General features: G+C 47.8%; 11 protein-coding genes. 6 read left to right on the top strand and 5 right to left on the bottom strand.

All coding sequences use genetic code 11. The annotated features are described in order from the left end of the window. On the top strand, positions 1 to 1,325 hold a 1,325-nt coding region (locus QT992_RS15480), incomplete at its 5' end, for a calcium-binding protein (RefSeq protein ID WP_333377284.1). A 579-nt stretch (positions 1,326 to 1,904) separates the two neighbouring features. Here QT992_RS15480 and QT992_RS15475 read toward each other — a convergent pair. Both QT992_RS15475 and QT992_RS15470 read right to left on the bottom strand, forming a co-directional pair. Continuing rightward, the gene (locus tag QT992_RS15475) at positions 1,905 to 3,713 is read right to left on the bottom strand and encodes an aspartate kinase (RefSeq protein WP_333337289.1); all 1,809 of its coding nucleotides are present in this window, start codon (positions 3,711 to 3,713) and stop codon (positions 1,905 to 1,907) included. 211 nt (positions 3,714 to 3,924) lie between these two features. After that, complete coding sequence (locus tag QT992_RS15470) at positions 3,925 to 4,719, bottom strand: Uma2 family endonuclease (RefSeq protein ID WP_333315869.1); 795 nt, start codon at positions 4,717 to 4,719, stop codon at positions 3,925 to 3,927. A gap of 13 nt (positions 4,720 to 4,732) precedes the next feature. Here QT992_RS15470 and QT992_RS15465 point away from each other — a divergent pair, with 13 nt between their 5' ends. Together QT992_RS15465 and QT992_RS15460 are read left to right on the top strand one after the other, a co-directional pair. Continuing rightward, the gene (locus tag QT992_RS15465; RefSeq protein ID WP_333377282.1) at positions 4,733 to 5,428 is read left to right on the top strand and encodes an HAD family hydrolase; all 696 of its coding nucleotides are present in this window, start codon (positions 4,733 to 4,735) and stop codon (positions 5,426 to 5,428) included. A 408-nt stretch (positions 5,429 to 5,836) separates the two neighbouring features. Further along, positions 5,837 to 9,178: a PAS domain S-box protein gene (locus tag QT992_RS15460; protein ID WP_333337285.1), complete on the top strand. Its 3,342-nt coding sequence runs from the start codon at positions 5,837 to 5,839 to the stop codon at positions 9,176 to 9,178. 407 nt (positions 9,179 to 9,585) lie between these two features. Here the strand turns inward: QT992_RS15460 and QT992_RS15455 are convergent, their stop codons facing one another. Further along, entirely contained in the window at positions 9,586 to 11,907 is a 2,322-nt protein-coding gene (locus QT992_RS15455; protein ID WP_333337283.1) for an iron uptake porin, read from the bottom strand. Positions 11,908 to 12,078: 171 nt separating this feature from the next. Between QT992_RS15455 and QT992_RS15450 the strand changes: the two genes are divergently transcribed. Both QT992_RS15450 and QT992_RS15445 read left to right on the top strand, forming a co-directional pair. Beyond that, positions 12,079 to 12,813, top strand: coding sequence for a sucrose-phosphate phosphatase (locus QT992_RS15450; RefSeq protein ID WP_333337282.1), 735 nt, complete (start codon positions 12,079 to 12,081; stop codon positions 12,811 to 12,813). Positions 12,814 to 13,239: 426 nt separating this feature from the next. After that, a complete protein-coding gene (locus tag QT992_RS15445; RefSeq protein WP_333204468.1) occupies positions 13,240 to 13,593 on the top strand; it encodes a DUF6464 family protein in 354 nt (117 codons plus the stop codon). Between the two features lie 399 nt (positions 13,594 to 13,992). On the opposite strand, the gene QT992_RS15440 is transcribed toward QT992_RS15445, so the two are convergent. Together QT992_RS15440 and QT992_RS15435 are read right to left on the bottom strand one after the other, a co-directional pair. Next, complete coding sequence (locus tag QT992_RS15440) at positions 13,993 to 14,412, bottom strand: late competence development ComFB family protein (RefSeq protein WP_333322662.1); 420 nt, start codon at positions 14,410 to 14,412, stop codon at positions 13,993 to 13,995. A 5-nt stretch (positions 14,413 to 14,417) separates the two neighbouring features. Continuing rightward, entirely contained in the window at positions 14,418 to 14,726 is a 309-nt protein-coding gene (locus QT992_RS15435) for a DUF1830 domain-containing protein (protein ID WP_333322664.1), read from the bottom strand. A 233-nt stretch (positions 14,727 to 14,959) separates the two neighbouring features. On the opposite strand from QT992_RS15435, the gene QT992_RS15430 reads away from it, so the two are divergent. Then, the gene (locus tag QT992_RS15430; RefSeq protein WP_333337279.1) at positions 14,960 to 15,103 is read left to right on the top strand and encodes a hypothetical protein; all 144 of its coding nucleotides are present in this window, start codon (positions 14,960 to 14,962) and stop codon (positions 15,101 to 15,103) included. Positions 15,104 to 15,321: the final 218 nt, after the last annotated feature.

The following is a 15,321-nucleotide window of genomic DNA, read 5'->3' as shown; positions in this document are numbered from 1 at the left end:
CACCGGTGACAACTCCAACACCGGTGACAACTCCAACACCGATAACAACTCCAACACCGGTGACAACTCCAACACCGATAACAACTCCAACACCGGTGACAACTCCAACACCGGTGACAACTCCAACACCGGTGACAACTCCAACACCGGCACTAATATCTGTAGTAAATCCAACGCCGATATCAATTCCTACACTACCTCTTACCCTCTCAACCACACCCACTGAAATTACTCTGCCATTAAATTTCCTCGATCAGAGTCAGATCGAGACGATAATTCCCGCATCCGTACCGACTCCCGCACCCGCACCGACTCCTGCACCCGCACCAGTACCCGTACCGACTCCCATTCCTGCACCCGCCCCAACGCCCGCCCCAACACCCATTCCTGCACCCGCACCAGTACCCGTACCGACTCCCGTTCCTGCGATCGCCCCAACCCCAACGCCCGCCCCAACACCCATTCCTGCGATCGCCCCAACGCCCGCCCCAACTCCCGTTCCGGCACCCGCCCCAACCCCAACGCCCGCCCCAACACCCATTCCTGCGATCGCCCCAACCCCAACGCCCGCCCCAACACCAGTACCCGCCCCAACACCCATAGTTTCCATCCAAACCCCTCTCCCCAATGCCACCGATAGTGGCGAACCGACAGGAATCCCTGAAAATCTACGCGGAGAAGGGTTTTACCTGCTAACAGACGGATCTGATACTGCCCTTCCAGAAGTGGCCGCCAAGACAGGAATTTCTGCTTTGTCGGGTAATGACTTTCTCACCGGTACAGAAGATGACGATCCGATCAATGGCAATCAAGGGGCAGATACGCTAGCCGGAGTTGGCGGCAATGATATTTTGCTTGGCGGCAAAGGTTCTGATTTTCTCGACGGCGGTTCTAGCAATGATTTTCTCAGTGGTAACAATGATAATGACACCTTAGTCGGAGGAGATGGTAATGATGTTTTGCAAGGTGGCAAGGGAGATGATATTCTCAATGGCGGTGCTGAGGATGACGTATTAATTGGCGATTTTGGTCAAGATATTCTCATTGGCGGTACTGGAAATGATGCCTTTATTTTTGCGGAGAGTCAGGCGATCGCATCCATTGAGCGGGCTGATGTAATTATCGATTTTTCTAAGGGTGATGCTATTGGTTTGAGTGCAGGCATTGCCTATGCTCAACTGTCCTTTGAGCCGGTGTTATTACAGATTGATAGTGGGATGCCAGTGGCTTCTGTTGCGATTAAATTTAATTCTGATTATTTGGCGATCGTCTTTGATATCGGTGCTAGCTATCTAACTGCTGATGTTTTCTTCACTACCTCGTAGATTATAGATAACTCGGCGCTTGAAGCCTTGTTCTATGCTACCGTGGTGTCATATCAAATCCGTTGACATCGGAATTATTCATCTCTCTCTTCTGGAGAATCTGCGATCTTTGCGCCCTCTGCGGTTTAATCATTCCCATACAAGCGGAATTGATATCAATAACTGCTCGGCCCTAAAAAAAGAAGGATTATCTATTGACTTTGGTTGATTTATTGTGGTATATTTTAGATAATGGGAGTGGTGGCAAAAATTTTATTTTTGCCACCACTCCCATTATTAAATTGTACTTGATTAAATCCTCGAAGTCAAGTGTTTAACCCTAAAAAAAAGGGCGATTTTTTTTTATATCAATTAAATAAAATTTGAAGGACTGAATTCCTTACGACTGAATTCCTTACGACTGAATTCCTTACTACGAATCTCGAAGAAAGGACTAATACCAAATGCGGCTTAAATACCCCGTTCATTTCTTAGTCTGCGGAGGCAGACGAAAGTTTGTGTAGGATTGGTTTCAACCGCCGAAGCATAAAGGGGGTGAAAAACTCGGATTCGGTATAAAGTCCTGACTAGAAACCTTAATTACGCTGGAACTTGGATTTTTTCAGTGCCGGCCAGTTCAAAGGCTGCGTGAATTGCCTTCAAAGCAGTTACTCCTTGTCCTTCATCCACAACGCAGCTAATTTTAATCTCGGAAGTGGCAATCATTTGAATGTTGATTTGCTGGCGGGAAAGCGCTTCAAACATCTTTGCCGCTACTCCCGGATGCGCTACCATCCCGGAACCGACAACGCTAACTTTGGCGATTTGTGTATCGACTGCTACTTCGCCCCATCCAAATTCGGGGGCGGCTTTTTCGAGGGCGTTTTTAGCAGCTTCGGCGTCAATTTGTGCTACGGTAAATGCAATGTCGCGAGTTAATATGCCGTCAATATTGTGACAGCGCTGCGATTGAATGATCGTGTCTACGCTGATATTTTCCTCGGCTAAAAGTCCGAACAGTTTTGCTGCTACTCCGGGGCGATCGGGCAATTGGCGAATTGCTAGACGCGCTTGATTGAGATCCAACGCAACGGCGCGGACTGCGGGCGGTTTGTGGGATGATGAACGCAGCCCAACAGGGGAGTTGGCGACATCAAATGCTTTGCAGAGTTCGGCAACGGCCCGATCGCAATCTTCGGCATCGATCGCACAACTAACTTTCACCTCGGATGTAGAAATCATTTGAATGTTAATTCCCGCATCCGCTAAAGTCTTAAACATCTGCGCCGCTACCCTCGGACGACCGATCATTCCCGCACCCGCAATGCTAACTTTAGCTATTGGCCGTTCTTCTGCTTTCACTTCCGGTTCTCCCAATTCAGGGCGAGAATTCTTGCCGAGGGAGGGGATAATTGCATCTGCAACGGCGGTGGCTTGTTGCAGAGATTTTCGCGTCACGGTGAAGGCAATATCGTTAGTATTTCCTTCATGAATTGACTGAATAATTAAGTCTACATCGAGGTTTTGTTGGGCGATCGCGCCAAACAACCGCGCTGCTACACCGGGGCGATCGGGCAAACGCAGTAGCGACACCCCCGCCTGATCCAAGTCAAATTCCACCGCATCCACCGCTTTTGCGAGCTCCAAGCCCTCCAAAGGCCGGGGTTGCGGGGGTGGGGACACTACACGGGTACCGGGGGCGTCACTCCAGCTAGAAAGCACTACCAGGGGCACGCCGTAATTCTTGGCAATTTCTACCGCGCGCGGGTGGAGGACTTTTGCGCCCAAACTCGCCAATTCCAGCATTTCGTCGCAAGTGATTTCGTCCATCAATTGCGCGTCGGCAACCAAGCGCGGATCTGTAGTCAAAATTCCGGGCACGTCGGTATAAATTTCGCACCTGTCGGCCCGCAGCGCTGCAGCCAAGGCTACTGCTGTCGTGTCGGAACCGCCACGGCCCAAGGTGGTAATTTCCAATTCTCCGGCATCGGCGATGCCTTGGAAACCCGCAACAACAACAACTTTACCGCTTTTTAACTGGCTTTCAAGCCGATTCGGATCGATTCGCAAAATCCGGGCGCGGGTGTGGGCGGCTTCGGTGACAATGCCGACTTGGGCGCCTGTGAGGGAAATTGCGGGCTGTCCCATTTCCTGCAATGCCATGCTCAAAAGTGCGATCGAGACTTGTTCCCCAGTGGAGAGCAACATATCCATTTCCCGCTTGTTGGGATTTGCGGAAATTTCCTTGGCGAGTTTAACTAAACCGTCGGTGGTTTTGCCCATCGCCGAAAGTACGACAACGAGAGAGTTGCCGAGCTGTGCTGTTTTTACAACTCGTCGGGCTACTTCCAAAATGCGATCGACTGTACCAACCGAGGTTCCGCCATATTTCTGAACAATTAGTGCCATAGATTCTACACAAAGCTACAAAATACTTATCAAATAATACAAGCAGCTTCTGGATGAGAAACGATAATTTTTTAATTTTCCATACTGCAAACCGGAGAAAAGAAAAAAATATCTGCGTAAACGATGAAAATATGTGGTAGGGGCGGGTTTTACCAGCCCTTTAAGTCTCTCACACCAATAATTTAATAAACCCGCCCTCTTGAGTCTGATTTTAGCCTCCTTCTAGCTCTCGCAAACGCGCTTCTAAAGCTTGAATTCGCTGCTCGGCTTCTATTCGCTTTTGCCGTTCTTGTTCTGCTTCTGACTGCGCTTGTTCGACTGCCAATTCCGCTTGTTCAACCCGTTCATCAGCGGCCAGCAGCAAATTCCCCTCAGCATCCCACCAGCGCATCCAAGGCAGTTCTACGCCCTGATAAACCCCTTGCCAAATGCCTAATTCCAATCCCATTGGCTCGATTTGGTAATGTCCGCGCTGATTTTCTGACATTAACTCAAATCTATCTTCTACCAAATGATAGCATTCTATTTTGGCTTTTGTGACTTCATAAATTCCGTAAAAAGCAGGTCGAATAATCCGCTCGTAAATCCAGAATTTGCCTTTTTTTGGAGTTTTATCTCTTTCTTCGCTGCCATCTCCAGAGACAAATTCTAGTATGATTAACGGTGGCATTAATTCTTTCCACATTACATAGGAACGCCGCATATTTCCGTCGAGAGTTGGCGGCACGTCGGGCACGTAAAACCAATCCGGTGCTTCAGCTCCTCTGGCTAGGGGTTCTGGGGGTTGCGGGACGCGCCAATAAATGCCGGAATCTTGACCGATACAATATTGTCCGTCGGGATGAAGTTGGTCTAAAATGGGTCTAACAGATGTTGTTAACAGGATGCTTTGAGGGAGTTCTTGAAAGTTTTTCACAAAAGTACCGTCGGAATCTGGTAATTGAGTGTGGTCTGGGAAATCTGTAAAATCTGTTACTAAAAGTTCGGGTTTTTCGGTGACACTCATGTTGACCTCTTGAATGCTAAAAAATTATAATTCACATTGGGAACGGATGATGAGTCAGTACAAGTTAATTATTTTCGACTTCGACGGCACTTTGGCAATTACTCACAAAGCTATTGTATTTTGCTTTACCAAAACTTTTGAAAGATTCAATATTACCCCGCCTGCTGCTGATACTATTATAGCGACGATCGGCATCAATTTACCAAATAGTTTTAAAATCCTCCATCCGGCGATCGCGGAAAGCGCAATTCCTGAATGGGTTGAAACTTACCGCTCTTATTATCGGACGGAAGGTGAAAAGCAGGTAGAGTTATTTACCGGGACAAAGCAAGTGTTGCAGTTGGCGCGTCAGTCGGGATTGAGCCTGGGAATTTTCAGCAATAAACACGTTAGTTTTGTGGATTTGTTACTGCAAAAACTGAAAATTCACAGTTTGTTTGATTTAATTTTAGGTGACAACGGAGAAATAATTATGAAACCAAACCCGGCAGTTTTTCACTCGATTATTAAACCGCTGTTCCCGGAGTTGGATAACAGTCAAATTTTAATGGTTGGCGATACAGCGATTGATTTGCTGTTTGCTAAAAATGCTGGGATAGATGTTTGTTGGGCGGCTTACGGATATGGCGATCGCGCTCAGTGTCTTGCCCTAGAACCGACTTTCGCGATCGACGATATTTCAGAACTTGCTGTGTTCGTTCAAAATTAATTTTACCTCGGTTTGTTTTAGAGAAGAGTTTGACTCATTTAACTATAAAGTATTTAATTATTTTTTTTTACGAGAGCCGGATAATGTAGTTTTTATTTAATTAAAAAAATAAATGAACGAAATTGTAAGCCGCCCAAACTCGGCCAAGTAAACCATACCAGAGATAGAGTTATCGCTGGAACAACTATTATAAATTAACAACTAGGATTCCTTTGAAGGTAGAAGGCACAAGGCAGAAGGCAGAAGGAAAATAAAACGAGGGAAGCCAGATTTTCTTTAGGTAGGATTTACCGCCCAAATTTTGCATGATAGCCTTCTAACTTCTGCCTTCGGAAAACAGACAATTTTGTTAAACTCTACGCTGTGCTGGCAGTCGGTATCTACAATAAACTCAATTTATAGAAACTCATGCAGATAGATATAAGCATTCCTTCAGAAACGCTATCGCCGACTCGTACTGGCGGCACACCGAATTTAATAGAAGAAGTCTGGAGGCTGTACGATCGCGCCCTGGCAGCTACCAGCAACGGCATCGCGATCGCGGACGCTACCCGGCCCGACAAGCCTATAGTTTACTGCAACGGGGCTTTCGAGCGGATTACAGGCTACAATCGCAGCGAAATAATCGGGCAGAACTGCCGCTTCCTGCAAGGCCCGGATACTGATGGCGCTGCAGTCGATCGAATCCGCGTGGCCCTGAAAGAACAGCATGACTGCAAAGTAGTTCTGAAAAACTACCGCAAAGACGGCACCGCCTTCTGGAACGAACTCACCATCTCGCCGGTGCGCGACAGCAGCGGGATCGTTACCCACTTCATCGGCGTCCAATCTGATATCACCGATCGTAAACAAGCAGAAGAAGCCCTCAAAGAAGCCGAGGCAAAATACCGCAGCATCTTTGAAAACGCCACCGAAGGCATATTTCAAACCGCCCCAGACGGGCGCTACCTCAGCGCCAACCAGGCACTCGCCCGAATGTACGGCTACGATTCCCCGTCAGAACTGATCGCAAAATGTTCGGCAAAAAACCTTTACGCCGATCGCACCCGCCGCGCTTCCTTCATGGCAGAAATCAGCAAAAACGGCTCCCTGAAAGAGTTTGAGTCCTGCGTCCGGCGCCAAGACGGCAGCACTACCTGGATCTCGGAAAACGTGCGCGAAGTCCGCGACGAAGATGGCGAACTCCTTTACTACGAAGGAACCGTCGCCGAAATCGCCGATCGCAAGCGCGCCGAAGCAGCCCTGCGAAATCAAGAATACTGGCTGAAAACCGCGATCAACGCCGTCCCCGACGCAATCAACCTCACAGACAGCGAGGGGCGCTGGCTGATTGCCAACGACTGCGCCCTGCAACTTTTGGGCTGGGAAACCGCAGACTACCAGGGCAAAACTACTGCCGAACTCGCTGCCGCCGCCACTGGGAGAGTCAGAGAAATCCTGCTAACTTGGCAGGAAACCGACGAAACCACCTGGGAAGCAGGCACTCTCACCTCCAGCCGCCAAATTGTCCCCTTGCCCACAGGCGGCAGCAATTTGTTTGAAGTGCGAAAAGTGCCACTGTTCAACCCCGACGGTTCGCGCAAAGGTTTGGCAGTCGCGGGGCGCGACATCACGCAGGAAGTGGCAGCGGATGCAGCTTTGCGAGACAGCGAACAGCGGTTTCGGGCAATTTTTGAACGCGCTGCGATCGGCATGGTAGTCGCTACCCTCGAAGGTGTGGCGATCGCCACTAATCCGGCATTTCAAGCTATGCTGGGGCGATCGGAAGCTCAACTGCGGGGTCTCGGCCTCGACGACTGCGCGCACCCGGAAGACGCACAAGTTTCGCGCGAGTTGCGCCAACAGTTGGTCGCGGGCTCCCGCGAAGCATACCAAATCGAGAAGCGCTACCTCCGCCAAGACGGCAGCATCAGGTGGGGACGCCTCAGCGTCTCTGTCATCGACAGCAGTCAGGGAACGCCACAGTTTATTTTGCAAATGGTAGAGGATATTACCGATCGCAAACAAGCCGAGTCAGCTTTGTTCCAAAATGAGGCTAAGTGGCGATCGCTAATTCTCAACAGTTCCGACATCATTACTATTCTCGACGCCAGCGGTCGCATTGTTTACGAAAGCCCTTCTGTAGAAAGAGTTTTAGGCTACGAACCCGATGAAGTCGCCGGTCAAATTGCTCTCGATTTAATCCACCCTGACGACCTGCCCTCGGTGATGTCCGACGGCGAAAAACTGATCGCAAATCCAGGCGATCCGATCGCCCTAGAAGGTCGGTTCCGGCGCGCTGACGGTTCTTGGTGTTTTCTCGAAGGTGTCGGCATCAACTTGCTAGCAGACCCCGCTGTGAAAGGAATTGTGATCAACTCCCGCGACATGACGGCGCGCAGGCAAGCAGAGTACCGCCTCAGCAAAATCAACGAGTGCTTTTTGGGATTCACCACCGACGCTGCTGACAACATCCAGCGCCTGACATCCTTAGCCGGTGAGCTTTTGGGCGGAAGCTGCGCCATCTACAGCCGCGTCGGTGGCGGTCTGCTGCAAGCGATCGCGACTTGGCAAGCGCCGCCGGACTACCCGCTGGTCGATCGCGCCGAGGGCCACATCTGCACCGACGTATGCAGCAAAGGAAGCGATCGGGCTGTTGCCATTCCTGACTTGCAGAACACGATCTACGCCCAAACCGATCCCGCTGTCATCCGCTATCAACTGCGAAGCTATCTGGGACAAGCAGTGCGGCGGGGCGACAATTACGTGGGTGCGGTGTGCGTTGTCAACACCGAGTCGATCGCGCCCACAGAAGCCGACTGCAAGCTGATCGGAATTATTGCCGGGGCGATCGGAGTTGAGGAAGAACGGGCCGCCGCCGCCTCGCGCGATCGGCAAAAATCCCAAGAATTGCAAACAGCTTTGCGCGACTTGCAGCAAACTCAAATGCAGTTAGTACAAACCGAAAAAATGTCTTCCCTCGGACAGGTGCTAGCAGGAATTGCCCACGAAATCAACAACCCAGTTGGCTTTGTCGCCGGCAACCTCTGCCACGTCCGAGGCTACGTTCTCGACTTATTAGAAATCGTGCAAGTCTATCAAGAAGAGTACCCAAATCCCCCAGCAAAACTTCAGCAACAAGCCGATGATATAGACTTAGAATTTCTAGCAGAAGACCTGCCCAAATTGCTCAATTCGATGCAGACCGGATGCGAGCGCATTGTAGAAATTATTCAAACTCTCCGAAATTTCTCGCGGGCGGACGAAGCGAAAATCAAAACTGCCGACATTCACGAAGGTTTAGAAAGTACCTTGTTAATGTTAAACAGCCGACTGAAAGCCAAACCCAACTGGCAGGGTATTAAAGTGATTAAAGAATACGGAGAACTGCCCCAAATAAACTGTCATCCCGGACAGTTAAATCAGGTATTTATGAATGTATTGGCCAATGCGATCGACGCCTTGGAAGAAAGCTGCATCCAAGCAAAAGACACCGGCCATACTATCTTTCCTACTATTACCATTCAAACTGAAACGATTGATGACAAGAGCATTTTAATTCGGATTAAAGACAACGGTCAGGGCATTCCCGAAGATCAGATTGTGCGTTTGTTTGACCCATTTTTTACCACAAAACCCGTAGGTAAAGGCACAGGTTTGGGTTTATCAATTTCGCACCAAATTGTCGTTGAAAAACACAACGGCAAATTGCAGTGCCTCTCCGAACCCGGTAAAGGTACTGAATTTATCATCGAAATTCCAATTAAGTAGAAGGAATCAGGAAGGCACTATAGCAATCCTAAATCATTTGTGTAATTCTTGTAGGGGCCAAACCCACGCCCGGTTGCCCCATGAAGCCGGGGTAGGCACTCTTAGCACTACCCCTACATCTTTTTACCATTCATTTACGATTCATTTAGGATTGCTATACACGGATGAACATGAATACACCGATTAATTATTGAGTCTGTGTCAATTCATGTAATGTCCGTTTGATTCGGACTTGTATGACGTTAAATTGTGTAGGGCCGGCTTCGCCTATATATTTGATAATTATCGACAAATTATATAAACCGGCCCCGCCCATACTTAGAAACCGGGTTTTTTACCTTGGGTGCGGGCTAAAACGCCTCTTTTTGTCAAAAAACCCGGTTTCTGGGTTCCCATGCGTCGTGGAATTAAAAACTAAACTGAGTCCGCAAATTGCCCACAAAAATTGTCGGGTTGTTATCGAAATTATTTGCATTCCAGATCGCATAAAATGCCGGTACGAGCGAGAAATTTTCGGTGACAGGCAAATAATAAGTGGCTTCAATTTCGTACTGGTTGCCACCATTTCCCCCGCCCGAAACCAGAAACCTCCGACCGCCAGTAACGTCAAAAGGCACTAAAAATGAGGCGGTAAACACAGCTCCTTTTTTGAATAAATCAGGAAGTGCAAATCCTAACATATAAGATTGAGTTTTGATCGTGCCGTCGGGTCGGTCAGTCTTGGGAAATATATTGGTTTCGGCGTAGCCGTAGCGGCCGAAAAGACCGAAACGGCGGCTGAGCGACCAATCGAAATTAAAGCTATAAGTATTGGCAGTAGCATTGCCCAGACGGCCACCGAAACCGTCATCTGCCAAACCGTTAAGGGGCCTGCCATTCGGTGCTCCGATTAGCCCGCCAATTTGCTGGATGTTGGAACGGCTGTACAAAAACCGCAAATTTGCCCGATCGCTCGGACTGAATGTTAGTTCAGCGGTACTCGTATTTGTCCCACCAAACAAGCCTTGAGACGGATTGGAAGCGGAATTAAACACCGGAGTGGGCAAAAATTCCATACTCTCGCCCAAATAGCCTAAACGCAGTTTCAATCGGCGGCTGATATCCCACAAAGCCAAAGCACCTGCGCCGCGTTTGGTAGCAGTTAACAAAGTGCTATTGTTAGAATTAAAACTGCTCGCACCGTCCACGAAAAAGCTAAAATTATTGTTGTCAAAGTAGCGGTAGAAATTAATTCTCGGGCCGATTACTACTTGCAAGCCGTTGCTAACCGGGAACTGATAATAAAGTTCTCGCAGGATAACTTCATTGGGATTCACCCCAGCAGTCTGGTCGAGAAAAGGAGTGCCAAAGGTATTAAAAAGACCCGGAGAAGTATACTGATTGGCTGGTGAATTTCCGTTACCTACAGCTAGCTGTGTAACCAATTGGTCTTTGCCTGTAAAAGAAGTAGTGAGGGTTAACCAAATTAAGTGGCTGAAAGTAATTTCTGGGTCGTCCACTGTCTGCACAATTGGTCTGTTGGTGACAGGATCGCGTCCGGGTACTCGATCGAGCGGAGCCGCATTTCCATTTGTTGCTTCAACTCTGACTCCCTTGCCCGCAAAAGCTCCACTCAGGTTAAACCAAGCAAATCCGTTGAGTTTAGTAGTAGTTGAAAATTGGTTGGCTTCTAATTCGGCAGTGCGGGCTTCTAAAGCATCTACTCGACCGCGCAATGTAGCTAATTCTGCTGCAAATTCTTCTTGCAATCTTTGCAAAGCAAGTAAATCTTCTCGCTTGACTAGATTACCAGTAGAACCGCCAAGTTGTTTGGTAATTTGGTCTAAGCAAGCGTTTAATCCGGCGGCGAATTCATACCGAGTCATTGCTCGATTGCCTCGGAATGTGCCGTCTGGATATCCCGCAATGCAGCCGTATCTTTCTACTAGGGATTGCAAGGCTTGAAAAGCCCAATCTGTCGGCCGCACGTCGGAGAGTTGGGAAACAGAAGTGACTTGTGCTGCGTCTTCTTGTATGCTGAGGTCATCAGCGGTGCCTGTCTCGCTGCTGATGTCGGCAACTTTGCTGGCTTCAGCAACTTGTTGAGACTGAGGAGAGTTTGCAATTTCTAACTTCTGTGGAGGCAATTCGCGAATTGCCTCCGTTATTTCTGGGGTGGTTGTTGCACGATCGACTGTGGCTATATCTGTTTGCGGTAAAGCACGATCGACTGTGGCTATATCTGTTTGGGGTAAAGCACGATCGACTGTTGCTGCATCTGTTTGCGGTAAAGCGCGATCGACTGTTGCTGCATCTGTTTGGGGTAAAGCGCGATCGACTGTTGCTGCATCTGTGTCGGGTAAAGCGCGATCGACTGTGGCTATATCTGTTTGAGGTAAAGCGCGATCGACTGTGGCTATATCTGTTTGCGGTAAAGCACGATCGACTGTTGCTGCATCTGTATCGGGTAAAGCGCGATTCACCCATGCTGCATCTGTGTCGGGTAAAGCGCGATCGACTGTAGAGTTAGTCTCTGCGGTAATCGCCGCTAACTGCGGTATCTCAATCTTACCTGCTGCCAGCGCTGCGTCTGGGGTAGCCGTAGGGACGGCACTCGCTTCTAGCGCAACTTCTGGAGTTGAGGTATCCTGAATTTGAGCTGTTGCGGAGATCGGCCCCAAAGGCACTGCCGCACCAGAAATCAAGAAAGACAGCCAAAAAGCTTTAACCGAGGTTGCATTATTCACCATAAAACTCACACCACTTGTTGAAAATTAAATCTGGCCAAGCTTAACCGATAAGCTTGCTTATAAATGTATTTTTTTTAACAAATTCTTATAAATAGTTAAAACTATTTTAGGAAGCGCTCGATTCCCCATCACTAATCACTGATGACTACTGACTCCTGACTAATTCCCCAAATGAAGTTTTTATTAGTTACAGATTTAGACAACACGCTAGTCGGAGATGACGAAGCAACTCAAGTTTTAAACCAGCGCTTGCAATCAAAATTGCGATCGCAAATTTGTTTGGTTTACGCTACCGGGCGTTCTTATGCTTCAACTTGCGAATTAATTGCCCAAAAGCAACTGCTAGCACCCGACTATTTGATCGCAGGTGTAGGCAGCGAAATTTACAAAGACAGCATCCTCGATTTAGATTGGGCGGAATATCTTTCTCAAGGCTGGGATAAAATGGCGATCGCCTCTTTAGCGCAGCAGTTTTCCCAGCTTAAACCCCAATCCCCAAAAGAACAAAATCCTTGGAAAATCAGTTATAGTCTGGAACCAGCAGCAGAAAACAGCTCGATTGTCCAGGCTTTGCAGCAAAAGTTAACTCAATCGGGACTGCCAGTTCAAATCATTTTTAGCAGCAATAGTAATGTGGATCTTTTACCACAAACTAGCAATAAAGGCAATGCCCTTACTTATTTACAAAAGCGCCTACAAATTCCCTCTGAGGCAACATTAGTTTGCGGTGATTCGGGCAATGATATCAGTATGTTTGAACAGGATGTCCGGGGAGTAATCGTCGCTAATGCTCTATCAGAACTGTTAGAATGGCATCGCGAATGTGGCACTGAAAATCATTATTTAGCTGGTTCTGTTTGCGCTTGGGGAATCATGGAAGGAATGGCATATTTTTGGGAATTTTGATTGCCAAAAAATCGGTTTGGTTTGTAGTGAGAAGTGAAGGCCTCATACAAATCAGAGGACTGAAGTCCTCCGTACAAACGCACCCGAAGCACCCCAAGTCCTGCAAACCGTTAAAATCTGTTGAGGAATCTCAACCGCGTATCGATCGAACCTGCGAGTTGCGATACCATCAGCGTGTACTGCTTTATCAAACCTAATCGAACTTAACTTTAGTTACCTCAAGCGAGTTGAAGTTTATTTCCTAGCCTGTTGGGCCCAACGTAGTGGAGGGAGTCGGCTATCGCCCGATCGCCAAAGGTTCTATAGTTAAGTTGAGCGCCTAAACCTAAATTACTCTCTCTATAAAAACTTATCTTTCTAGATGAACAAGATGTAGGTTGAGTCAACTATTTGCCCCTTTAGTTCAGTTCGCCAACGCACCGCCACATGGAACAAAATACTTTACCCGTAGAGGTGATTCTCTCTCACCCCCGCCAATATTTAGGTAGCCTGCGGCTGGATTGGACGCCACAACCGGGGAACTATGTAGATTTAGAGGGACAAACCTACGCTGTTTTGGAACGCCACCACCGCTATCAACTCAAATCCGGCCGCTACCGACTGCAAAAAATTGCCCTGTACGTGCAGTCGGCCACACCGCCGACGGAAAGAACTTTTGTAAGCGGCATCTGGGTTATCGGAGATGCTAGCTGTCGCTTTAATGCTCGATCGGAAATTCTGCGCTGTGCTGTCAATCCCAATGGCCCGTGCAACGGCTGCTGCGATTACCAAAAGTCTTGAACCATCAAGTCAATCGATTTTAGATTTTAGATTTTAGATTTTAGATTTTAGCAGGGAGCATCTCCTATTTGTAAAAATACTTCTTCTGGCTCCTTCCTTCTTCTGGCTCCTTCCTTCTTCCTCTTTCCTTCTTCCTCTTTCCTTCTGCCTCCTGCCTCCTGCCTCCTGGCTCAAAACTCCAATTTCTAGCGGAGGGCTGCAAAGGTGAGATGCTCCCTTTAAGCATTGACTTGCGCGAGATAAATACGTTCGGCTCCTTTATCGGATACAGGTTTTTTATTTCTGGACGGATGAATCACGTGGCGGGTATCCTGGATGCTTGATTGTCAGTACACAATTCCACCTCGCCCAACCGAGAGAGCCGAGAATCTCGGCGTCTCCCTCATTTGCAAGAAACTATCACAACCAACTAGCAACTCTGGAATCCAATTTAACTTCTTCAGGAACGCGGTAATCTATCTTCTGATAGCTGTGCAGCACGTCGCGAATGCCAGTATGAATCAAATTTTCTATGTGCAGCAACTGTTCTGAAGAACAGCGAACCTGAACTTTTTGGTTTGACACAGACTCGCGGGAGTCGATCGCAGTATATCTATTAGGAACTCGGCTGAGCACATAAGCAATTAAATCTTGTCGCAATCCCGAAGGCGAAAAAGCTTGTTGGTAGGGGTGCTTCGGATAAGACTCCAAGATAATTTCTACTTCCTCTGTGACTACAGCTAAGGTAATATTGACAAGATTTTTCTGCATTTTCCCCGTCCCCAAACACTCGTTAACTAATATTTTTGTGGCCGTTCTCGCTCTCGTCTGATTTCTCATGAATTTTAACCGGCTAATACCGCCAATCGTTCTTCGGTCATCACCAGCTCGAACTCGGAACTTACCTCTTCTATCACCCGCAGCACGTAGCAGGGAATCTTGTCCGATAAAATAGCACTTGGCGCCGTACCAGTGTGAATTTCTAAGACTGCTTCTGCCGCAGCTTCAAACATCAGTCGCTGTCCCGGAAACATCACTCTTTCAAAGTACCAATTAGGAATGTTCCCAATCCGAACCACCTGAACTAGGTTGGTAACATTTGCGTAATAGCACAGAATCTGGTTGTTACCTTTATAAGATAGCTGATCGGACATTTAAAAAATCTCCACACTCTTTCAAAAACTTACTGAGACTTGGCTTGGCCTGTTAGTGGCAATTACGAGTTTGGCTCTTGACAAAACGACCGACTTATTTTTGGGGTGTTATTCGAGAGCGCGAATCACATCTTCAGTTATTAATTTTTTTAGCATTGAGTTATCCTGCCAACACTTAGAGGTCTGGCGCAGAAACCCGGTTTTTCCCGGTTAAAAAACCCGGTTTGTTTGGTATGCAGTCGGTCACTCCTGACTTATTTATGTTGATTGTGCTGTGGCACCCGTTAATCAAAAGTACCCTCACTTTCCAGAACTCTCCTGACAACAGGTTGGCTCTTTGGCAGCGGAATGGTGCTGAGAGTGCGATCGACCTTTAGATCCAGAGCTAGGAGTAAACTTTATCTAAAAAATATGAGGAAATTATGAAGACCATCATTTTTTTTGATAAAAATACTTTGGCCGAAGCAGGGATTACAACACTTAGGCAAAAACCGTGTTTTTTAGCCAAAAACTTGGCTGCATCTGCGATCCTGGGTTAAAAAACCCGGTTTCTGAGGGAACTCTGCGTAAATCTTGGATTAGCAGGCTGAAACCG

The organism is Microcoleus sp. T3_D1 (genome assembly GCF_036700405.1).
Taxonomy (GTDB): Bacteria; Cyanobacteriota; Cyanobacteriia; order Cyanobacteriales; family Microcoleaceae; genus Microcoleus.
Note: the sequence above shows the minus strand (reverse complement) of the source record. Positions and strands in the feature narration are given on the sequence as shown.